This is a genomic window from Pseudoalteromonas sp. Of11M-6 (assembly GCF_022347905.1).
Taxonomy (GTDB): Bacteria; Pseudomonadota; Gammaproteobacteria; order Enterobacterales; family Alteromonadaceae; genus Pseudoalteromonas.
Genome location: NZ_JAKRFW010000005.1, coordinates 1 through 21,649 on the forward strand (window position 1 = coordinate 1; position 21,649 = coordinate 21,649).

The 21,649-nt window shown below is 39.9% G+C and carries 16 protein-coding genes and 1 pseudogene; 13 read left to right on the forward strand and 4 right to left on the reverse strand.

The annotated features are described in order from the left end of the window. The 6 genes and pseudogenes from MHN32_RS03875 to MHN32_RS03900 form a co-directional block, all read left to right on the forward strand. Positions 1-361: pseudogene (locus MHN32_RS03875) on the forward strand (ISAs1 family transposase); the annotation flags it as partial. 1,006 nt (positions 362-1,367) lie between these two features. Continuing rightward, the gene (locus MHN32_RS03880) at positions 1,368-2,315 is read left to right on the forward strand and encodes a hypothetical protein (RefSeq protein WP_239420944.1); all 948 of its coding nucleotides are present in this window, start codon (positions 1,368-1,370) and stop codon (positions 2,313-2,315) included. Further along, a complete protein-coding gene (locus MHN32_RS03885; protein ID WP_239420949.1) occupies positions 2,305-3,981 on the forward strand; it encodes an ABC transporter ATP-binding protein in 1,677 nt (558 codons plus the stop codon). Before MHN32_RS03880 ends, MHN32_RS03885 begins: the two co-directional genes overlap by 11 nt. Further along, positions 3,962-4,732, forward strand: a complete 771-nt coding sequence (locus MHN32_RS03890) for a CPBP family intramembrane glutamic endopeptidase (protein ID WP_239420955.1) — start codon at positions 3,962-3,964, stop codon at positions 4,730-4,732. The genes MHN32_RS03885 and MHN32_RS03890 overlap by 20 nt, the downstream gene beginning before the upstream one ends. 1 nt (position 4,733) lies before the next feature. Next, complete coding sequence (locus MHN32_RS03895) at positions 4,734-5,492, forward strand: S49 family peptidase (RefSeq protein ID WP_239420957.1); 759 nt, start codon at positions 4,734-4,736, stop codon at positions 5,490-5,492. Continuing rightward, positions 5,485-6,135: a hypothetical protein gene (locus tag MHN32_RS03900; RefSeq protein ID WP_239420958.1), complete on the forward strand. Its 651-nt coding sequence runs from the start codon at positions 5,485-5,487 to the stop codon at positions 6,133-6,135. The genes MHN32_RS03895 and MHN32_RS03900 overlap by 8 nt, the downstream gene beginning before the upstream one ends. A gap of 467 nt (positions 6,136-6,602) precedes the next feature. Here MHN32_RS03900 and MHN32_RS03905 read toward each other — a convergent pair whose 3' ends face one another. After that, positions 6,603-8,828, reverse strand: a complete 2,226-nt coding sequence (locus MHN32_RS03905) for an EAL domain-containing protein (RefSeq protein ID WP_239420974.1) — start codon at positions 8,826-8,828, stop codon at positions 6,603-6,605. 348 nt (positions 8,829-9,176) lie between these two features. Further along, on the reverse strand, positions 9,177-9,521 hold the full coding sequence (locus tag MHN32_RS03910; RefSeq protein ID WP_010603872.1) for a VOC family protein: 345 nt from the start codon (positions 9,519-9,521) through the stop codon (positions 9,177-9,179). A gap of 168 nt (positions 9,522-9,689) precedes the next feature. Here MHN32_RS03910 and MHN32_RS03915 point away from each other — a divergent pair, with 168 nt between their 5' ends. The 3 genes from MHN32_RS03915 to MHN32_RS03925 are packed head-to-tail and all read left to right on the forward strand — an operon-like array spanning position 9,690 to position 13,037. Next, positions 9,690-11,486: a glycoside hydrolase family 3 N-terminal domain-containing protein gene (locus MHN32_RS03915; protein WP_239420976.1), complete on the forward strand. Its 1,797-nt coding sequence runs from the start codon at positions 9,690-9,692 to the stop codon at positions 11,484-11,486. 12 nt (positions 11,487-11,498) lie between these two features. Next, the gene (locus tag MHN32_RS03920; protein ID WP_010603874.1) at positions 11,499-12,299 is read left to right on the forward strand and encodes a DUF1445 domain-containing protein; all 801 of its coding nucleotides are present in this window, start codon (positions 11,499-11,501) and stop codon (positions 12,297-12,299) included. A 9-nt stretch (positions 12,300-12,308) separates the two neighbouring features. Continuing rightward, entirely contained in the window at positions 12,309-13,037 is a 729-nt protein-coding gene (locus tag MHN32_RS03925; RefSeq protein WP_239420978.1) for a 5-oxoprolinase subunit PxpA, read from the forward strand. A gap of 240 nt (positions 13,038-13,277) precedes the next feature. On the opposite strand, the gene MHN32_RS03930 is transcribed toward MHN32_RS03925, so the two are convergent. After that, entirely contained in the window at positions 13,278-14,360 is a 1,083-nt protein-coding gene (locus tag MHN32_RS03930; RefSeq protein WP_237117432.1) for a hypothetical protein, read from the reverse strand. 197 nt (positions 14,361-14,557) lie between these two features. On the opposite strand from MHN32_RS03930, the gene MHN32_RS03935 reads away from it, so the two are divergent. Continuing rightward, positions 14,558-15,091 (forward strand): GNAT family protein, encoded by a 534-nt coding sequence (locus tag MHN32_RS03935; protein ID WP_237117431.1) that lies wholly within the window; start codon positions 14,558-14,560, stop codon positions 15,089-15,091. Between the two features lie 318 nt (positions 15,092-15,409). Here the strand turns inward: MHN32_RS03935 and MHN32_RS03940 are convergent, their stop codons facing one another. Beyond that, a complete protein-coding gene (locus tag MHN32_RS03940; protein WP_174169629.1) occupies positions 15,410-15,823 on the reverse strand; it encodes a VOC family protein in 414 nt (137 codons plus the stop codon). A gap of 166 nt (positions 15,824-15,989) precedes the next feature. On the opposite strand from MHN32_RS03940, the gene MHN32_RS03945 reads away from it, so the two are divergent. The 3 genes from MHN32_RS03945 (at position 15,990) to katG (ending at position 21,437) form a co-directional block, all read left to right on the forward strand. Continuing rightward, positions 15,990-18,008 (forward strand): S9 family peptidase, encoded by a 2,019-nt coding sequence (locus tag MHN32_RS03945; RefSeq protein WP_237117430.1) that lies wholly within the window; start codon positions 15,990-15,992, stop codon positions 18,006-18,008. Positions 18,009-18,110: 102 nt separating this feature from the next. Then, positions 18,111-18,884: a class I SAM-dependent methyltransferase gene (locus MHN32_RS03950; protein WP_239420980.1), complete on the forward strand. Its 774-nt coding sequence runs from the start codon at positions 18,111-18,113 to the stop codon at positions 18,882-18,884. A 330-nt stretch (positions 18,885-19,214) separates the two neighbouring features. Further along, on the forward strand, positions 19,215-21,437 hold the full coding sequence (gene katG, locus MHN32_RS03955) for a catalase/peroxidase HPI (protein ID WP_239420981.1): 2,223 nt from the start codon (positions 19,215-19,217) through the stop codon (positions 21,435-21,437). The last annotated feature ends 212 nt before the right edge of the window (positions 21,438-21,649 follow it).

The window sequence follows — 21,649 nt, forward strand, 5'->3', positions numbered from 1 at the left end:
AAGAGAAAAATGGCCTGGACTCACTTCGCTGGTCGCCGTCGAAAGGCACAGTAAGTCCGGCTCAACAACAAAAATAGACACACACTTTTATGTTACTTCAGTTGAGCCTGGTGCACAGATGTTACAAAAAGCTATCCGCCACCATTGGCACATCGAGAACCAGCAGCATTGGGTATTGGATGTCGTGTTTAAGGAGGAGGCTTGCCAGATAAGTAAGCCTATTTCGGCGTAGAATATGGCGCTGTTCAGACGGGTTGTTCGCAACTTGTAAAACAGCACACAGGACGTAAAGTTTCGATACGTAGCAAGTGTGTTCGCCAGTTTTGACGATGAATTCAGGGCAAAGCTTATTTTTGGTTAATGGTAGTTAACAAAGTATGCTCTCACCCTGTGGCGCTTAGTTTATTGAAATATTTTTAATAATATAAAATTAGTTGGGCAACTTTTTTATACTAAGAGATAAAAAATAAAATCGCCAACAGTTATTACTTAACCCTACCCTCCTAACATTTTACAATTTCAATTTACAGAATTATTCGCAACAAACTAAAAGAAGCATAAAAACTCTCAACAGTCCATAAAATACATTCACATAAATAAGGTAAAAAATACAGAACTCAGTGATTTTTCAACCTTAATTCTTTGTGAAATCCACAATAACAAAATCATAAATTAAAGTATTATTTACTTTAATTACCCTAACATTCTGTACTTGCGCACTGGTAAATCACACTAAAAATGAGGGTCTGTTCAAGCTAAAGCTGAACTAGATAGTTTACTAATTGAAATGCAGAACTCCTCTTTCAGGTGATTGGAGTGAGTGTGTTGATAATGTGATGAAACAAGGAAACACAGCCTAAAAGGAAGTGATTCTTCTAATTACTTCCTAAGTATGAATGTTGAAAAACATTGTATTAAGAAACAAAAAAATATAGAGAATCATTATGAAATATAGGAAACTTGCTTTAGTAATTTTCTATTTTAAAACACCAACGCCCTTAAAACAGTAGGATCAAAATTGATGTTGACATATATTTATTTATATGAGAGCCTGAAATTCCTTTGTTGTAAGTTCATAATAAAGGACTTAAAGGAAAATTATTATTACACAAAGAAAAGGATTGAAATTATGGAAAAAAGACTTTCAAATATGAAGCGAAAAGTTAAGGTAATTAACGGTGATAAAGCTTCTATAGTAGAAGGCTCTAACTTAACGTCTGTTTCGTCATCAGCAACATGTGTTTGTCGAGATAATTGTTCCTTCCCACAACCACCACAACCACCTCAGCCAGATCCTGAGAACTAAAACTAATAAAAAATTTAATATCTCTAGCGAGCGTGTAATGCTCGCTATTTCTGGAGCAGTTATGGATGATTCAACTTCGCTAATGTTACCGAAATGGGCAATTATTGCCTGTAAGCTTCCTAAACCATTTTGGACTATAGTCTCACATATTGTTGGTTCTTATTGGTTTTTTGATAGTTTGTTTATTAAAAAAGGTACACCAAAATCATTAGAAGCTATGCGAATTTTACTTGGTTTAAGAAGTTTAAAGGCTTTTAAAGGTTATTGGAGTTTGCAGGTTAACGATGCAAAGAATGTTGTATTGAACTGCTTTTTACATGAAAAGGATATCGAGCAACTTAAAGTCTGGAGCCAAAATAATATCAGATATAACAAGTATGAAAACTTTCTGGATGCCGACAATCGAAATAAGCCGATAATACTACTATTAAACTCATTTACAGTTCATTATTTAGGTTTACTAAAGAATTCAAATATAGATCGTAAAATTAAGGTCGTACAACCTAAGTTGGCTTTAGATATTCTTAATAAAGTGGGATTTTATGAAAAACTATCTATTGTTTCTGGTAATTCTATATCAGGAATCGAAGCTGATAGCAAAAGAGTTGGAATACAGCTTGTTAAATCACTGAAAAAAAATGAAATACTTGCTATGAGAGTAGATAGTCTTCCTACTCAAACTAACAGATTTGTCTTCTCAAATATATCAAATCAGAAATCTGTATTCCCGTTAAGCATTCTTGAGTTAGCTGCAAAATTTAATGCAACTATCCTCCCGTTTCATATTTTTTTACAAGATGACAAATATGTTACAGAGTTTGGAAAACCAGTTTATTTAGATAACAAGCTAAAAAATGAAGATTATGGTGTCATCTCAAAAAAACTTGATTTTGAAATGTTTAATAAAGTCAGCGAATTACCATATAAATATAGTGGATGGGCTGGTTTACTTGATAAAATTAGGCTTGCTCAATCTCTCGAAGTTGAGGTAATTAAAAATGACATCTAAGCTTTTTAGATATGTTATAAGCAAATACGTTCAACAAAAAGAGGTTTTTATAATTTGCCTTTTTACATCATTCTTGCTAGCCATGCTACTGCTTTATTTACCAAGCATTCTTCAGTCTTTAATGTCTAAAAGCTTTTCTTATGTAGATACGAGAACATCTCTAGTAGCATGTACTTACCTTATATTTATGGGAGGGGTCGCAAATATTAATTTCTATTTTTCTTCAAAATTATCGAGTGAAATAGGAGCCTCAATCCAAATAGAGTTCATAGAAAAGTGGTTAAAAACGCCTCCAATTGATAGAGAGAATCACCTACCTAAACCAAACTCTATATTTTTGAATGATATTTCAATACTATCTGTAGCAATTGGAAATTCAATAATACCAATTATTTTTAATTTTTCACTATTGCTTTTTTCATTACTATTCCTTTCTTTTATTTCCATTTCACTAACAGCTGTAATCATAATTTCTATATCTGGATTAGCCTTATTAAATCTTTTCTTAGAGAAAAAGATTGAAAACCTTACAATAATTCTTCAAAAAACAACAAATCAGGCAACAGAAAGAACTTTAGAATTGATAAATAAAGTTGATTTGATTCAGTCATTTAATGTGATAGATAGTGAAATTCGCAACATGACTGATTGGCAAAAAAATTCACTCATAGCTCTTTACAAGAAAAATCAATTTCAGGCAGTATTTGGAGGGGGGTTGTTAATATTTTCTTTAATCCTATTGGTCCTACTTATAAATTTATCTTCTTATTTAGTTTCTATTGGAAACATATCAACAGGATCAATTATTGGATTTGTTAGTTACATATTATTAGCGGGAAGATCGTTCAACCAATTTTCGTCAAACTACTCCTCAATCAGGAGAGCAAAATGCTCTTTTGATAATATCAATAAATTTATATCTCAAGAATTTAAAGTAGAAAAAACTCAAATAAAACATTTTGAACACAATATAACTTTCGAAAACGTTAGCTTTTTTTATCCTAACTCTGACTTTCACATTAAAAATTTATCATTCAAATTTAATAAAAATAAAATATACTCTATCGTTGGGCAAAGTGGCTCTGGAAAAAGTTCCTTATTGAATTTAATAAGAGGGTGGAATATACCAAATGATGGCAGTATCGTTTTTAACGGTTCGTGCAGTGGATATTTTGAACTATCTCCTTTTATCAATTATTTAGGATCAGAAGCAATTTTATTAAATCGCAGTATAGAGCGAAATATTTCACTTTCAGGTAGGTGTGATGAAAGCTTGATTGAACTCATGCTGAGTAAGCTTGGAGAGAATAACATAGATATCTATGATGAAAAATTAACTTGCGCACTCTCCACAGGGCAGAAGCAAAAAGTTGCATTTGTTAGGGCTATCTTGTCAAAGAAGCCAATTTTAATTTTAGATGAAGCTACAGCTGTTTTGGATTCTGAGTCAGAACAGGAACTTTATAAGTTAATTAAAAATAGTAAATTTATAAAATTAGTCATTATCGTTTCACATCGATTATCCTCAGTTAGACATGCTGATAAAATTATAGTTATGGATAGAGGTAAATTTATAGAATCTGGAAATCATGAACTTTTGGTAAAAAGGAAAAGAAACTACTATAAAATTTTTGAAGAGCAGATGAATGACGCAATTGAAACTTAATCACCGGCTTGAGCTGTTTTTAACCTACACTTTTTTAATAGTTGATTTTTTTGGAACATTATATATTTCAAAAAACAATTACTCCATAATTTATATTACCATTGTTTCATCATCGCTATTAACTTTTATTTTTAGAACTAAATTGATAAACATATCAGTTATAATCTTAGTTAAATATACAGTTGTTATATTTTTCCCACACCTCTTCACCTGGCCAATCCATTTAATTTTTCCACTTTTGGCGTTTGTAGTAATAACTTACTTTAGCGAAGAAAAAGAATACTATTTGAACTTCACCATTTACAAGCAAAAAAAAGGATTTTTTTTTGGAGGAGCAGTTTTATTTGCATCTATTTCATCCTTATTTATATGGGCTTATAACTCAAATTCTGATATTGAGCTTTTAAATAAGATGATCCCAGATTTACCTTTTACACAACTTTTAATTACTGCCTTTTTATTTTCAATTGCAAATGCATTTCTTGAAGAATGGTTGTTTAGAGGAGTTTTCCAAGAAACTCTATTAAAATTAAATTTTAGTTTCAACTTATCAACTTTAATTCAAGCTTCCACTTTTGCTATTGCTCATTATAAATTCGGATTTCCTAGTGGAAATATTGGCTTTGCAATGACTTTTATATATGCTTGTACTTTAACTCTTCTTGCGAGGAAAACAGGCTCACTTTTCATACCGTTATTAATCCATATATTTACAGACATTGCTGTATTTTATCTTATAGTGAATATTTAAGATGTTTAAAAAAAAATCAAAAAAGAACAAGGCAATAGCTATGATATCAATAGTGAACAATGTATCCGAAAAGGATACTTTGAATATGCTTTTTAAGATCAGGGCGCTACCTTCAAATAGCCATGAAATTAAAGCTATTATTTTACGAATCTCGAGTTCAGGAGGGAGTTTAGGGGCAGCAGAGAGTTTAGTTGAAGGTTTACAGTTTGTTAAGCAAGAATTGGATATACCTGTTATTGGGCTTGTAACGGATAGTGCTTTATCATCTGCTTTTTATATCGCGATGGCATGTGACAAGGTAGTAGCCTCTCCTTCATCTCTTATTGGAAATATGGGAGCGGTATATAGGAAATTTAATATATCTTCCCTCCTAGAACAACTTGGGGTTGAGTATGAAGTTGTAAGTAGTGGGGTTGAAAAAGACTCTCTAAATTATTTTTCTACTAATAAAGATGAGAAGAGTTCTATCACAACCGTTATAAAGAATAACCACAATAACTTTATAGATAGTATAAAGAAGTTTAGACCCATTGACATTAACAGGTTGAAAATATTAGAAAATGGAGAAGTTATAAATGCAAAGATAGGCCATGAATTGGGTTACATAGACTATTTAGGTGGGTTATTTTCAGCAATTAAAATTGCGTGTGAATTAGCACAAGAGCCCTCATTACCAATAATATCACTAGACACTTCACTATCAAAAACAAATGGATTAAGTATATTTAGGAAACTTATAAACGGAGTTATCAATGATTAAATTTATAATTTTATTTTCAACTTTGCTATCTGCATTTTTGTTAAGAGCCAATGAAGGCCACATTGAGTATAAACAAATTATTGAATCCACTTCAATTAATTTGTTATTCGACCAAGATTTAAGAAAATTTAATAAACTTTCTTTCAAAATAAGGTTGACACCAGAAGACCAAAAACTTAATAAAAATGAACTAATACTAACTTTAAAGGGAGTTGATTGGGAGCGTAAATTCAATGCTGATTACAATGGAAATATAGAAATGGAAATTTCAGAAAATTTATATAAGAAGAATCCAAAAGCATATTTAAATAAAACAGGTAAAGGTAGAGTTCACATTGGGCTAGACATGTTGATAAAAAATGATAACTCAAGTACACTAAAAGCTAAAGAAGTAACCAAAGCTATTTCCCAGTATAATCAAGCGATATCGGAAGCTGGTTTTATAGTTAAAATGATGGCACCTAAGCTGACTAAGATAAGGATTAGATTAATTAACGAGGGAATCTGCACAATAAATTATTCAAATATGCACTCAACAACACTCGATAATAAAATAGATCACTATATTAATATTGAAAGTTTTGAAAAAACAAAGGACATTAGTTGTTCTAGTGGATTTTATGCAATATATTTGGAAAATTAATAACGAAAAAATAAACTATAGTTCCGTGCTACTGCTTTAGATTTTTAACTAAATACAAGTTTATGAGAATTAGATCAGGACAAGTCAAAAACGTTAACAACCAAGTCCAAATCATCTTATTTTATCCTGAAACCAATTTAATTTGTTGAATTATTTGAAGATCTAAACGATCGTACTACAAAACATTCCAATTTGAGTGGAAAAATAAAACCAACTACACAAACACCACAAAAGCGCCTGTTTCAAATCGAGCTTATTGACAATGTTTCACCGCGTCATGCCTCCTTATCGCTGGGTAGTTGCCACTCCTAAAATTTAACCAATTTGGGCGGTAAGGTGTAGGTACGCCTCGTTAGTCGATCCTGAATATTAATATTTTCTCATCCAGACATCGACAAAGTGTTATGCATTTAGCAGATGATGCACTCGGGGCTTGAATTTGCGTACAATTAAAGAAACCGTTAAATTTAGTTTTGACCTAATCTTCGCCGTTCTATGCTCATATGGGTACTGAGAATCGGGGTGATCTCGGACTCTGTAGCGGGAGCGAAAAGGTGGTTGCCTTGGATAAGGTGACAGCCATTGAGATTAAGAGACTTAGCTTGCAACGCACTTTCAACACCTACTGCCACACATTCTACATCCAAGCTCTTTGCCATCTGTACAATCAGTTTTGCAATATCATTTTGTGAGGCAACCGACTGAGGGGTAGCAAGGAAAGCCGGTGGAATTTTAATGGTTTCAAACGTGAGCTTCTGCAAGTACAGCATGCTGGTATGCCCGACACCAAAATGATCAATCGAGATCCGCATACCGGTTTGCTCCAATTCCGCCATCACTTCCGGTGCTTTATCAAGTAGCTCTATCAGGTCAACTTCTTTGATTTCTATTTCAATTTGCCGAGATGGCAACTGATGTTGCGCAGCCTGCTCCATAAAGTTTTTTATTACTGTTTTATTGGTGAGTTCAGCAAGCGAAAAATTAAAGCTAACCACGAGATTATCGTACTCGTAAAACCATGTTTTCATCGCCTGAAAGGCCAGGGTTCTGAGCTGTTGCCCAATTTCTACCATCAGATCGCCATCACATGCCGCTTCAAAAAAGTCTTCAGGTACCAACAATTGTTCATCTTGCTGCCACCTTGCTAGCACTTCAAGTTTTTTAATCTTACGGGTATGCGCATCGACAATAGGCTGGTAATAAGGAATAAATTCTCGATTATCTAACCCCTGAATGATCCGACTTTCTTGCACTAAACGCTGTTCCGACTCGTAATCTAGGCGTGCGTTATAAAATTGAAATTCCGTTTGTGTGGCTTTTTTAGCTCGATACATTGCGGTATCAGCATGCTTTAACAAAGCTTCCGTGTTGTCACCATCATCAGGGTAAATTGCAACGCCAGCGCTCACCGTGGCTTTTAGGCTAACTTGGCGCAAACAATATTGTCCATTAACGCTACTCAATACTTTACTCACCACCTTACGTACATATTTTTTATCTTGGATCCCGTCAATGAGTAACACAAATTCATCGCCTCCCATTCTGGCAACGGTGTCGCATCCTCGAATTTGCTGAGTTAATCGACTCGCAATTTCTTTGAGTAATAAGTCACCATAATCGTGCCCCAGTGAGTCGTTGATTTTTTTGAATTTGTTGACGTCAATAAATACCAAAGCAAATTGATGACTCATGCGCTTGGCTCGTTTACAAGCCTGCACTAAACGGTCATGCAGCAATAAGCGATTGGGTAGTCCAGTTAATGCATCGTGATGGGCAAGGTGATTCATTTTTTTCGCCATTAATCTCGACTCTGTCACATCTTGAAAGACCATTACAGTGCCAAGGTAGCTGCCATCTTTAGCTATAATAGGAGAGAAGGAATCTTGGATAGCAAAGGTAAGGCCAAGATGATTGGTAATGGAAGTGAGTTCAGGTAAACAAATGGTATGGCCTTGCTTTAGGCAAAGCTCAGGAAATTTATTGACCGAAGCTTTGGTTTCTTCGTGATACATAGACATCACATCATCAAATCGCCGCCCGACCACTTCTTCATTTAACATCGCGAGAATGGCTTCTGTGACAGGGTTAATATAAGTGATCACGCCATTTACGTCTGTACAGATCACGCCATCACCAATAGAGCTCAGCGTCACTTCGAGCAATTCTTTTTCTTCTTCTAGTGCCTGAGCGAGGCGATTTTCTCTGTTGCTAGTATTAAAATAACAGAGATACCCTGTAACGGTATCCGCGACTTTAATTGGTAAAGCAACAGGACTAATAACTTTGCCACTGTGTTTGGTCGTGCAATTACCATAGCTTTGCGTTACGAGCGCTTCGAACATGCTTGTTGCACCACTCTTGCCCTCGCTATGGATGTTACCGCTCACCGCGATTAAATTTTCAAGTTTTAACCCTATTACTGTGCTGCCAACACCCAGTATGGATTGCATTTGGTCATTGGCTTGTAGAATAACGCCATCGCTGTCTAACACCGCTTGTGGCACGGTAGAGTCATCATCAACCATAATTTTTTTAGTATCTTGAGCTTGCCACCAAAGCAGTGCTACAAACAAAAAAACTAAAGCGCTGATGGCAATAAAAGTAATAGGCAACAATAAGAATAGGCCCAATTTATCGGCCATAAGCATGGTTAAGGAGAGTAAAATACCAACAACTAAGAATATCCGTCTCATTGCCTAATCAAACCTAAGTATGGTGATGATGCATTTAGCGGTGTTTTGTACAATTATTGCCCTTACTATCGGCACTTCTACGCTAAACCTAAACCCATTAGATAAGTCTATTGGCTGATCACGCAATAAGTAGGTATCAAACACAAAGAGATGTTTGCATCAGTGTTTAATAACTATTGTTCACAATAGCAACGAATTCAAGTTTTTATCTGTTCTGAAAACGAAAGATTGTTACAATAAAACCTCAGTATTTACGTGTGCTGTAAAGGGGCTTTACAGCATATCGCCTGGTTATTTAAGCTGAGGTTTGAATAAGGAATATGTCAACTAATTATTTTTAAACTCAAGTTATTTAGACCACACTGCAAATTCATTGCCGCTCGGCTCAATAAAGTGAAAGCGACGACCGCCAGGAAATTCAAATATAGCCTTGCTTATCTCTCCGCCCGCTTGCTCTACTTTGCTTTGCACGGCTTCCAATTCATCGCTGTACAACACTACGAGCGCTCCACCTTGCGCTTGTTTAGAAGACACATCGGCTCGGAAAAAGCCGCCATCAAGGCCTGAATTTGCAAACGCAATATAATCTGGCCCGTAAGATTCAAATTGCCAATCAAACACCTGCTCGAAGAAAGCTTGTGTTGCTACTAAGTCTTTTGCTGCTAATTCTACATAATTTATATGGTTGTTCATTTTTTATTCCTTTTAAAATCTGTGCTTCATTTATGCTGTTATCGCCTAATAGAAAGCATTTTGTAGTCGCTTCTAAATCAATGTTAAAGTGTAGGCAATTTTATTCAGCGTTTATTATTGATTGTGCGATTATTATCTCTGCTCACTACTTTAGGAACTATCACATTCATGAGTTTCATCACTTCAGCTCACGCAACAGCAGCACAAGTGCCACTGACCACTTCGCAAATGCTTGGACAAAAGCTTATGCTCGATTTCCGCTATTACTGCGGTGAAAGCAAAAGGCCAAGTGGAGATTGTAGAGCAGCGATGACAACTTTACCGCCTGAGCTGTCCGAATTAATTAGTAAATATGACATCGGTGGCGCTATTTTGTTCGCCGAAAATGTGCAAAACACCGCGCAAATCGTCAGTCTAACCAATGCTTTGCAAAGTGCGGCACAACAAAGTAAAAGTCAACTTCCTTTATTTATTGCCATAGATCAAGAAGGTGGCCGTGTTGCGCGAATAAATCGTGAACAAGCAACGTCGTTTACCGGCAATATGAGTATTGGAGCAACCTATCCAAAACAGGGTGATACTTACGCAACCAAAGTGGCAAGCGCAATTGGAAAGGAGCTAAATAGCTTAGGGATCAACGTAAACTTCGCCCCAACGGTAGATGTGAACAGCAACCCGAACAACCCGGTGATCAATGTGCGTTCATTCTCGGAAAATCCAAAAGTGGTCGCCAAATTAGGTCTTGCTCAGGTAAAAGCATTTGAGGCCGCAGGCGTTCTCTCTGCGCTAAAGCATTTTCCTGGCCACGGTGATACACATGTTGATAGCCACACGGGACTACCTCGCGTTGATCACGACCGCGACAAAATTAACCAGCAAGATTTATTGCCCTTTGCCGAGATAATCAAAGCATCGCCTCCTGGCATGATAATGACCGCCCATATTCAATATCCGGCGCTCGACAACAGTAAAGTTGTTAACTCTCAAGGTGAGAGCATGATAAGGCCCGCGACTATGTCTTATCAGATCATGACACAACTACTGAGACACGAGTTGGGATACCAAGGCGTGACCGTCACCGATGCGCTAGATATGGCTGGGATCAGCGACTTTTTTAATCCAGTCGATGCGACAATTGAAACGTTTAATGCCGGCGTGGATATCGCGCTAATGCCTATTGCTATTCGCAATCGTGCAGACATCAAATGCTTTGAGCAATATATGGCTCAGCTAGGCGAAGCACTGGATACCAATAAACTAAACCAAGAACAACTTAGCAGTTCTATGGCGCGTATCGCTAAGCTCAAGACAAAGCTGCTACAATCGAGCGCTTCTTTGGCCATTGCCAATTCAACACTGGGTAATCCAAGTCATCGTCGCTTAGAAGCAGAGCTTGCACTAGCAGCTATCACCGAAGTAAAAAACGATGGTGTATTACCGCTCAGAGGTAACGCTCAAGTTGTTCACCTTATCATGCCTGACAGACAAAAATGTTTTGCGCTTGAACAAGCATTACAAACACACAGCAAAAACTCGCTCACACTTTCTTGTACAAGCCTACAAGCCTACGACCCAAACATTGCACATGATGCAATTAAACAGGCCGACGTGATAATCGCCGCACATGCATCACCACCGCAAAGTGCGGTAGAAATTGGCGGCATGGACGATGTAAAAAAGTTACGAGAGCATGGGGTGGCGCGTAATGTACAACCTGAGGCGCTGAAAGCATTACTGCAATACGGTCAGAAACTGGGTAAAAAGCAGCTATTTATCAGCCTAAGAGCACCATACGAAATTAGTACCTTTGGCCCTCTTAGTAACGCAGTATTAGCAAGTTATGCTTATAATGTAGACGTAAATCATGATAAAAAAGTAGCTGGGCCTGCCTACACGGCGCTGGCCAAAGTGATTTTAGGAATAGCGAATGCGGAAGGTTCACTGCCTGTTACAGTAAACCACTAATTGGAGGAATCTATGGATCCCAGTGCTTCTTTAAGTGCACCACATGCAATAAGAAAATTGATCAAGGATGGTGATTATACGGGCCCTACTAAAGGGTTCGTGCCTGGGTTCACACAATGTAATGTGATTATTTTGCCACAAAGCGAAGCATATTCATTCTTTCGCTTTTGTGAGAGTAATCAATCTGTTTGCAAGCTAATTATTCCGCCCAGCGAGCCGGGTAATTTTAACTTTGACACTTTGGGGAAAGATATAGACATTCGCTACCACCTCCCCAAGTATCAGATTTTAAAGCATGGCCAGCTCGCCCAAGAATGCCATAATATAGAAGAGCACTGGCGCGACGATTTAGTTACCTTTGCTTTTGCCAGTTATCTTTCTTTTGATAACTTACTCGCGCAGTATGGAATAAACCCGCCATCAGCGAATCCAACCACGCCTTTACCACTCTACATCAGTAATTTGCCTTGCAACTCAGTAGATAAGTACGAGGCGAATCAAATATTGGCGATGCGCCCATTAACCAAGCAAAATCTTATTAGTGCCATTCAAGCGGCAACACTGAGCCGACTTCCCTATGCGTTGCCACTTCATTTTGGTGAACCAAATGAGGTCGGAATCAAAGATCTTAGCAAGCCTAATTTTGGCGAGCCATTGACTTGTAAAGAGGGGCAGCTTCCGGTTTTTTGGGGTTCTAGCCTGACAGCTCAATTAGCCATAGCAAAAGCGGCACCTGAGTTTTGTATTATGAATAGTCCACACCATTTATTGGTGACAGATAGACAAGATTTAGAGCTTGCAGTAACGAAGTAGGAAATAAGCATGTTATTAAATTGCGACTTGGGTGAAAGCTTTGGCGCTTGGAAAATGGGGTTAGACGAACACGTAATGCCACATATCGACATGGCCAATGTCGCTTGCGGTTTTCACGCAGGAGATCCTGATGTACTCGAGCAAACACTAAAGCTGGTCAACACGCATCAAGTGACGCTTGGCGCACATCCAAGCTATCCAGACCGCCAAGGGTTTGGCCGCCGCTCAATGCAACTCTCAGAGCAAGAGATCATCAACGCCTTACATTACCAAATTGCCGCAATTGAAGGGATGGCAAAGGTGCAAGGCTTGACGCTAAGTTATGTAAAACCACACGGTGCACTTTATAACGATATGATGAAGTCACAAAGGATATTAAGCTGTGTTATCAAGGCCATTTCACACTATCCAAGTGAGCTTAAGTTGATGGTGCTAGCCACTGCGCAACAAGCAAGTCACCAACAACTCGCCGACGACTATAACGTATCACTGATTTTTGAAGCCTTTGCCGATAGGCTTTACACCGATGAAGGCTTACTGACTCCCCGCTCTGAAGCGGGCGCAGTGCATGACAAATCAGCACTACTTGCGCAAGTTAAGCAATTACACCAGCAAGGCAGTGTTACAACTGCAAGTGGGAAGTCACTTTCCTTACGTGCCGACACCTTATGCGTTCACGGTGACAACGAGGCGAGCATTGCCTTAATTGAAGAAATAAGAAACGTGATAAATCAATAATTTGTGATAGTCTGGCGGTACATGTTTAATAAAACAGAGTAGTTGAATGTCAATACCACAACAAACTAGTCCACTCTCGAAAAACCATACACTTACGAGTGACGATTAGTTAAAAAGGCATTAAACATACTGCGTTTAATGCCTTAGATCTTTAGCAAAAGCTCATTCAATGGTAAAAGGTGTGCCTTATCCAATCAAGACGGTGCCATTTATCAAAGTCTACAAGCTCAAAATGCTAAGCTAACACTGATTTGGCACCAAAAACTCCTGACGTAAACAGCTCCAAGGTGTGCAAGAGTAAGCAGTCACACGCTTAGTGCATAACCGACTAGGATCTCCACCAGGAGGATCGTAATCACCAGGGGGTCTTCCAGGAACAGTTACACTTTTCTCTGCTATTGAGTCGATGTATTCCTTCATACACTCACTCACGTTAGGCTCTTTAGTTAAATCTACTTTTTTCAAAGACCAGTATTCTAACGATAGACCATCGATTCTACTAACACCTCTTGCCACTTTAAAATCAAGCAGAAGCTTATTCTGGGTACCTATAGTATATTGCCCTTTATATGTAACATCAAAAACCAACCTGTTGTTCTCATCCCAAACGGTATTGGCGTGAACTTGTCTTTTGTTATGGGACAATGAGATATTTAAACCTAGGCCTCGCCTTAACTCTAAATTAATCCCCCCTCCAGCCAATCTGGTTTCCGTAGTATAGTCGCTCCAATTTTGCCCGTTCATGTCCGCATACACCTTAGCAGCCAGCTGATTGTACAGTTGCTCCTGGGCTCTGGTTGATTTTAAATATTTACTTGGATGCCCGGCGCATTGGTCTCCATCGGTTAGCCGCATAGGACCTATCAAAGTTTCAAGACTCTCACGAGTAGTAAAACCCGAATTCTGATTTAAGTCTTGTCCTGGGATTGAAAAGTTACTTACACTATAAAATTCTGAATCTAGTTCGTAAAACTTATTAAGCATGGTGATTTCATCATTACTTAGGGTTAAATTATTAACGCGAACTATTTTCTCAAGATGACCGTTAGGTATAGATTGAACTCGGAATTTATAACTTTGTCGAGCAACAGGGTTAGCAATAATAAATGTTTTTGCTGAACCATCACACACTTGATCATCGACACCTGGTATTGTTCCTGGTTCATTATTCCAATAACAATGTAGTGGCGGCGCTTTTGATCTTGCTAAGTTTATAGCTTGTTGTTCAGTACATGTATCACAAGAAAAAGTGTCCACTACTGCAGCTTGTACATTGCAAGCCCCTAATAAGAGTGCGGCCCCTATAACTTTAAAATTTATCACATTTACTCCTTTAAGTGTTTAAAATGTATGTATGCGTCAGAAAAAATCCAACACCCAAAACGTACACAAAAAAGAAACAAAAAGCAAACAGAAAAGAAACAACCACAAGTCAATCACAAGTTGAGGTTAGTACATTTTGTGGTTAGCATAAAGACTAAACTAGAATACTCCAGCTACGGCAAATAAAAGTTAGAATAATGATTCAAATAAATACGAGTAGACTTACCTTAAGACCTATACTTAATACAGATTGGTCGCTTTGGGCAGAACTTCATCAACAACCAGATGTCATGCGTTTTGTCGGTGAGATTACCGATGAAGCTACGCTGCGTGAAAAGTTTAACCGTGGTTTAAGCGCCGGACTTGGGCAGTGGCACAAAGAAGATAACACCTGGCTCACCTTAGTGATTGAAGAAACGGCCACAGCGACCCCAATCGGGCTACACGGATTTTTAAGTATGTGGGCCCCATTTCAACAGGCCGAGTTAGGTTTTATGCTCTCTCCCAAATTTCAAGGAAAGGGTTACGCCCTTGAAGCTTCTAAAGCCGTCATTGATTTTGCCTTGCACGAATGTAATTACCACAAGCTCATCGCCACCGTTACCCAAGGAAATCATGCCTCTCACCATTTACTCAAAAAACTAGGATTTGAGCTTGAAGGCACGCTAAAACATAACTTCCAAATTAACGGTGAGTGGGTAAATGACGAGAAGTTTGGGTTGCTAAAGTAACCTGAGCTTCGGATAATTAATGCCTTTCTAGCAGCCAGTTTTAGCGCTAACTGCGTTGAATTCACTTCCAATAGCCAGCTATTGGTGCGTAAATTTGCCTAGTTATCCCTAAAACTCTCTGGCTAGATAAGAAGATAGTTTAAGGTGATTAAAAAACAATGAGTTAGCTCATTCCTTATCCAAACCTCAGGTTAAGTAATAACAGAGCTGTGCTCACCAAATGAGGGCGGATCATTTGTTTTTAAAAACACTAGATCTCCCTCATTCTAACCACTCGCTATAGCTATAACATGGGTAACACTTACGCTTCTTAGCAAGTTAATCACTATTACGCTCAGAAGGCAGATCACTCATATATTCCACAAACTCAATTTCATATCCAGCTGGATCAATAAAGTAAACGTTTTTTCGGTGTGGATGCTGCGCCCCGACTTTATCGACCGCATAACCCGCTTCGGTTAGCCTATTAACGACACGCTCGATACTTTGAACCACATAGGCAAAATGTGCCAAGCCGACTTGGTGACCTTCGAGTGCTCTGTTGTGACCCTCACCGTGATCGCTAAACGCTATATAATGATAGTCATCACCAAAGTGCAGCCATGTTCGTGCTTTGCCGTACCACTCGCCTTGCCCTTTGCTTCTAACTTTCCAGTGAGGAAATGCGGCGCGATAAAAGTGAAGCACCTCTTCTAGGTCGCTAACTACCAAATTTACGTGTTCTAAGTACATATCATCCTCTTCATTATAAATTTCGTTAACTGCTGGCAACGATAAAACCGCAAGCTAAGTTGAGGTAAAGCACTTTTTTATAGACTTTTAATTTGTTCACCGCAAAGAGTTGATTAAGCTGCAATATCGCGCATAGTGGAAATGATAATTAGAAACAGGATGAGTCATGAAATACTTTCTAGCAGGCGTCGCGATTGCGAGCTCAGCTTGCGCTGTGCAAGCCGCATCGCTTGAGCCAACCGATATATTTAATCTTGAATATGCTAATCAAATTGACATCACCAATGACGGTGACAAAGTCTTCTTCGTGCGCAACCGCATGGATATAAAAAGTGATAGAAAAGTCGGTAATATCTGGTCTGTAGACCTTGCTACCAACGCAATGCAGCCAGTTACCTCTGGATTGCACATGGATTATTCTCCTGTGCTGTCGCCTAGTAATGATCGCATCGCTTTTGTTTCTACTCGCGACGGTAGCAGCCAAATTTATGTGAAATGGTTAGCAACCGGTGCCATTGCCAAGATCAGCAATTTAGCTCATGGACCATCAGGACTACATTGGTCACCAGATGGTAAAAGCTTATACTTTAGCCAGTTTGTTCCCAGCCAAAAGGCACCACCGGTATCTGTTACAGGAAAACCCAAGGGGGCAGAATGGGCAAAACCACCCGTATTTATCGATGAGGTATATTATCGCGCCGACGGTGCTGGTTATACCGAACCGGGCTTTAATCATATTTTCAAAATTGACGCCAACGGTGGCAACGCAAAACAGTTAACCTCAGGCAACTTTGATCATGGCGGCGAACTGAGTTTTGCTGATGACGCAAAGGCACTGTATTTTTCGGCTAATCGCCACAAGGATAACCAATTAAACCCAACCAACAGCGAAGTCTATAAGCTAGACCTAAACTCGCTCGAAATCACAGCGGTAACTGACCGAGTTGGCCCAGATAATCACCCAGAGGTGTCACCTAATGGCCGCTATCTGGCTTACCTTGGTTATGATGATAAAAAAACCAATTACGAGAATAGCCTACTCTATGTCAAAGATCTCAAATCAGGCGAAACCAAAACCTATGCAGCCGATTTAGATAGAAGCCTTGCCTCTGTCACTTGGGCCGCCAACAGCCGTGGTGTCTATGTAAGTTACGACAGTGAAGGGAAAACCACACTTGGCTACCAGCCGTTAAAAGGGCGTTTTGAGCAGATAACGGATGCCATTGGTAGTGTTAGTTTTGGTCGCCCCTATTCAGGTGGTGACTATGCCATCAGTGATCGTGGACTAGTGGCTTTTACACTTGCAGATACCCAGCGCCCTGCCGATGTCGCAATTGTAAAACGCGGCGAGCCAAGACCAATTACAAAGCTTAACGAAGATGCCCTTGGCGATAAAACACTGGCAAAAGTTGAAGAAGTTTGGCTAAAGTCGACACATGATCAACTGCCAATTCAAGCTTGGGTCGCCTACCCTCCTGGGTTCGATAAATCTAAAAAGTATCCGCTCGTACTTGAGATCCACGGTGGCCCAGTTGCAAACTATGGCCCACATTTTAGCGCCGAAGTACAACTTTTTGCCGCCCAAGGCAGCGTCGTGCTTTACATGAATCCACGAGGCAGCGACTCCTACGGCAAAGAGTTTGCTCAAACTATCCACCATAACTACCCAAGCCATGACTTTGACGACCTAATGACAGGTGTCGATCACCTGATTGGCGAAGGCTATATAGACAAAGACCGCTTGTTTGTTACGGGCGGTTCAGGTGGCGGCGTACTCACTGCGTGGACTGTCGGTCACACGGATAGATTCGCAGCAGCGGTCGTAGCAAAGCCGGTGATTAACTGGTATAGCTTTGTATTAACTGCAGATTTCTATCCATTTTTTGCGGACTACTGGTTCCCAGGAAAACCATGGGAGCACATGGAACATTATATGAAACGCTCGCCTATTAGCTATGTGGGTAATGTAAAAACCCCAACCATGCTACTGACAGGTGAAGCGGATTATCGTACGCCAATTTCAGAAACCGAGCAGTATTATCAGGCGCTTAAGCTACAAGGTGTAGAAACAGCTATGGTCAGAATTCCAGATGCCTCACACGGAATCACCAAAAGGCCATCCAACCTGCTAAACAAAGTGGCTTATATTCAGTGGTGGTTCGACAAGCACGATCCGAAGAAATAAACGGGATCCCAACCAAGACGGGGCAGCCTTGCCTCGGTTTCTTTACTAATTTATCTAACTTGTTTATTGTTAAAGAAAATCCACAAAAATAGGGAATTCAATATGGATTATGTCTCTCTCAATCGTGCGGCATGGGAAGAACGAGCCAAGGCACATTTTGATTCTGAGTTTTATGACGTCAATCGCTTTTTACAAGGTACCTCCTCACTCAATCCCATAGAATGTGAGCTACTTGGTAATGTATCAGGCAAGAGTCTGCTTCACCTACAATGTCACTTCGGCCTAGATAGCCTATCATTCGCAAGGCTGGGGGCTAAGGTAACTGGTGTCGACTTTTCGACAGAAGCCATTACCCGAGCAAATACATTGGCTCAGCAAACTGGGCTTGATGCCAGTTTTATCTGTCAGGATATCGCGCAATTTGGGCTTGAGAATACCACACAATTCGACATTGTCTTTGCATCCTATGGCACCATTTGCTGGTTACAAGATTTATCTCAGTGGGCTGCCACGATTGCCTGTGCATTGAAGCCCGGCGGTCAGTTTTGTTTCGTGGAGTTTCACCCAAGCATTGACCTTCATTTGGGTTACCCTTATTTCCCACAAACTCAGCCGGATATTAGCGAAGAATCAACCTATACTGAGAACCACCAAGATAGCAAACAAACCATTGCGACTTGGCCACACTCAATCGCCGAAGTGATGCAGTCCTTAATGCAAGCTGGTCTTACAATTACCCACTTCGATGAGCACCCTTTTAGTCCATATAACTGCTTTGAAGGTTTAGAGACAGTGTCTGGACAAGGCTTTCAGTTATTGAGTAAAGGGCATCAAGTTCCATTGCTATTTTCAATATTGGCGAATAAAGCGGAGTAGGACTCATTACTCCGCCGTATATTTTTTCATACCCAATACAATTACGAGACTATTAAGCACTATCTTTGCGCACCTAGCTAGCTACCAAAATTCAATATGATCTTACAAGCTTTCTGTTTTAAGCCAATTATTGCAAAAGACTAAATTAAAGTTTTACTTCAAAAATATTCTTGCTATAGAAAATAAATATAACACTTTGATAAGTTAGATTTTTTATCGATTTATTTTTCCGAACATACCAATTTGTTTTTCTGGATTTTCTCTTTTTAATTTGTGAACTAAAGTTTAACACGCAGTTTGAGACACACTTTAATTACGAGGGAAAACCCCATGAATAGAAAATCTAGAACGATGTTGTCTGCCGTAGCGCTCGCAGTAACAACAACGCTATCAGCCCCGAGCTTTGCTGCAATGAGCGAAGCGAAAACCAACCAATTTTGGTGGCCAGAACAACTAAACCTAAGCCCATTAAGACAACACAGCCCAGAATCCAACCCTTATGGCGCAAGCTTTGACTATGCCGCTGAATTTAGCAAACTAGATCTTAAGCAAGTCAAAAAAGACATTGAGCAAACACTCACTGATTCGCAAGACTGGTGGCCTGCCGACTGGGGCCATTATGGTCCCTTTATGATCCGTATGGCATGGCATAGCGCTGGGGTCTATCGTGTACACGATGGCCGTGGTGGCTCGGCAGGTGGCCAACAACGTTTCGATCCGTTAAACAGCTGGCCTGATAACGCGAACTTAGACAAAGCAAGACGATTATTGTGGCCGATTAAACAAAAATACGGCCGTAGCCTATCGTGGGCAGACTTAATGGTCTTAGCAGGCAACGTTGCGCTTGAGTCAATGGGCTTTAAGACCTTTGGTTTCGCCGGTGGCCGTCAAGACGATTGGGAACCTGATTTAGTTTATTGGGGGCCAGAAGATGCTTTCTTAAAAGACGAGCGTCGTGACAAAAAAGGCAAACTAAAGGGCCCATTGGCAGCTGTTGAAATGGGTCTTATTTATGTCAACCCTGAAGGTCCACACGGTAAACCAGATCCATTACTTGCCGCAAAAGATATTCGCATGTCATTTGGTCGCATGGCCATGAACGACGAAGAAGTGGTCGCACTGATCGCAGGTGGTCACACCTTTGGTAAAGCACATGGCGCGAAAAAGCCATCAGATTGTGTGGGTAAAGAACCAGCCGCTGCAGAGATTGAAGCGCAAGGCCTAGGTTGGAAAAATAAATGCGGCACGGGTAAAGGTGCAGACACCACAACAAGTGGTTTAGAAGGGGCTTGGACGGTCACGCCAACTCAATGGTCAACCAATTATCTCGACAACCTAATGAACTTCAATTGGGTAATGACAAAAAGCCCAGCAGGCGCGACCCAATGGATCCCTGACAACAAAGCTGCGGCAAACCTAGTGCCAGACGCCCACATTGAAGGTAAACGCCACGCACCAATAATGTTCACCACGGATTTGGCATTAAAATTTGACCCTGAATATCGTAAGGTCATTGAACGCTTCCGCAAAGATCCAAAGCAATATGAGTTGGCGTTCGCGAAGGCTTGGTTCAAATTGACCCACCGTGATATGGGTCCAAGAGCCCGTTATGTGGGTTCAGAAGTACCGAGCGAAGTACTGACTTGGCAAGATCCAATTCCAAAAGCGGATTACAAGATGATTGATAATAAGGACATAAGCGCCCTGAAAAAATCAATCTTGAACTCAGGTCTAACAAAGCAAGAACTGATCAGAACGGCATGGTCGGCAGCATCTAGCCACCGTGTTACTGATATGCGTGGTGGTGCAAACGGTGGCCGTTTACGCCTCGAGCCTCAGGTAAGTTGGGAGATAAACAACCCTGACGAGGTAAACAAAGTACTAGCTACATTGACAGACATTCAAACCCGCTTTAATAAGCGCGCTGGTAAAAAAGCGGTCTCTATTGCCGACTTGATTGTGTTAGGTGGTTCTGCGGCAGTTGAAAAAGCCGCAAACGACGCAGGCTACAAAGTAAATGTAGCGTTTAAACCGGGCCGTACCGATGCCTCACAAGCACAAACGGACGTCTTATCATTTAGCTATCTTGAGCCAAAGGCAGACGCGTTCCGTAACTATTACAGTGATGAAGCGTTTATGTCACCAACTGAAATGTTAGTAGACAAAGCCAATATGTTGGACCTATCTGTACCTGAAATGACGGTACTATTAGGCGGCCTACGTAGCTTAGACGCAAACTACAAAGGTTCAGAGCACGGTGTATTTACTGACAAACCAGGTCAGTTGAGCAACGACTTCTTTGTTAACCTGCTAGATATGTCGACTAAATGGTCAAAAGTAGAGGGGCAAGAAGGCTTATATGAAGGTCGTGACCGTAAAACTGGAGAGATAAAATGGACGGCAACACCGGTTGATTTAATCTTTGGTTCTAACTCTGAACTTCGCGCAATTACCGAAGTCTATGCATCGGACGATGCCAAACAGAAGTTTGTAGACGATTTTATCGCCGCTTGGGTGAAGGTAATGCAACTAGACCGCTTTGACTTAAAATAAACCAATTAAGTAGCGCAAACAGGGCCTAATTCAGGCCCTGTTTTTTATTCGTGCTGCACACCTACCAAAGTCAAAATCTAGCCAACATGCATTTTCGCACCACATGCCCGCAGTGTTTTCACCAGACAATTTGTAAATTAGTTTCAGGTACTAGAGACCCGGGTAGACAAATATGGTTGATAATTTACCTGACTGACCATGGGGAGTTGGCT

Excerpts from the sequence above, each read along its gene's own strand:
- MHN32_RS03880 (WP_239420944.1), top strand. The coding sequence starts at position 1,368 with ATGGATGATTCAACTTCGCTAATGTTACCGAAATGGGCAATTATTGCC.
- MHN32_RS03885 (WP_239420949.1), top strand. The coding sequence starts at position 2,305 with ATGACATCTAAGCTTTTTAGATATGTTATAAGCAAATACGTTCAACAA.
- MHN32_RS03890 (WP_239420955.1), top strand. The coding sequence starts at position 3,962 with ATGACGCAATTGAAACTTAATCACCGGCTTGAGCTGTTTTTAACCTAC.
- MHN32_RS03895 (WP_239420957.1), top strand. The coding sequence starts at position 4,734 with ATGTTTAAAAAAAAATCAAAAAAGAACAAGGCAATAGCTATGATATCA.
- MHN32_RS03900 (WP_239420958.1), top strand. The coding sequence starts at position 5,485 with ATGATTAAATTTATAATTTTATTTTCAACTTTGCTATCTGCATTTTTG.
- MHN32_RS03905 (WP_239420974.1), bottom strand. The coding sequence starts at position 8,828 with ATGAGACGGATATTCTTAGTTGTTGGTATTTTACTCTCCTTAACCATG.
- MHN32_RS03910 (WP_010603872.1), bottom strand. The coding sequence starts at position 9,521 with ATGAACAACCATATAAATTATGTAGAATTAGCAGCAAAAGACTTAGTA.
- MHN32_RS03915 (WP_239420976.1), top strand. The coding sequence starts at position 9,690 with ATGAGTTTCATCACTTCAGCTCACGCAACAGCAGCACAAGTGCCACTG.
- MHN32_RS03920 (WP_010603874.1), top strand. The coding sequence starts at position 11,499 with ATGGATCCCAGTGCTTCTTTAAGTGCACCACATGCAATAAGAAAATTG.
- MHN32_RS03925 (WP_239420978.1), top strand. The coding sequence starts at position 12,309 with ATGTTATTAAATTGCGACTTGGGTGAAAGCTTTGGCGCTTGGAAAATG.
- MHN32_RS03935 (WP_237117431.1), top strand. The coding sequence starts at position 14,558 with ATGATTCAAATAAATACGAGTAGACTTACCTTAAGACCTATACTTAAT.
- MHN32_RS03940 (WP_174169629.1), bottom strand. The coding sequence starts at position 15,823 with ATGTACTTAGAACACGTAAATTTGGTAGTTAGCGACCTAGAAGAGGTG.
- MHN32_RS03945 (WP_237117430.1), top strand. The coding sequence starts at position 15,990 with ATGAAATACTTTCTAGCAGGCGTCGCGATTGCGAGCTCAGCTTGCGCT.
- MHN32_RS03950 (WP_239420980.1), top strand. The coding sequence starts at position 18,111 with ATGGATTATGTCTCTCTCAATCGTGCGGCATGGGAAGAACGAGCCAAG.
- katG (WP_239420981.1), top strand. The coding sequence starts at position 19,215 with ATGAATAGAAAATCTAGAACGATGTTGTCTGCCGTAGCGCTCGCAGTA.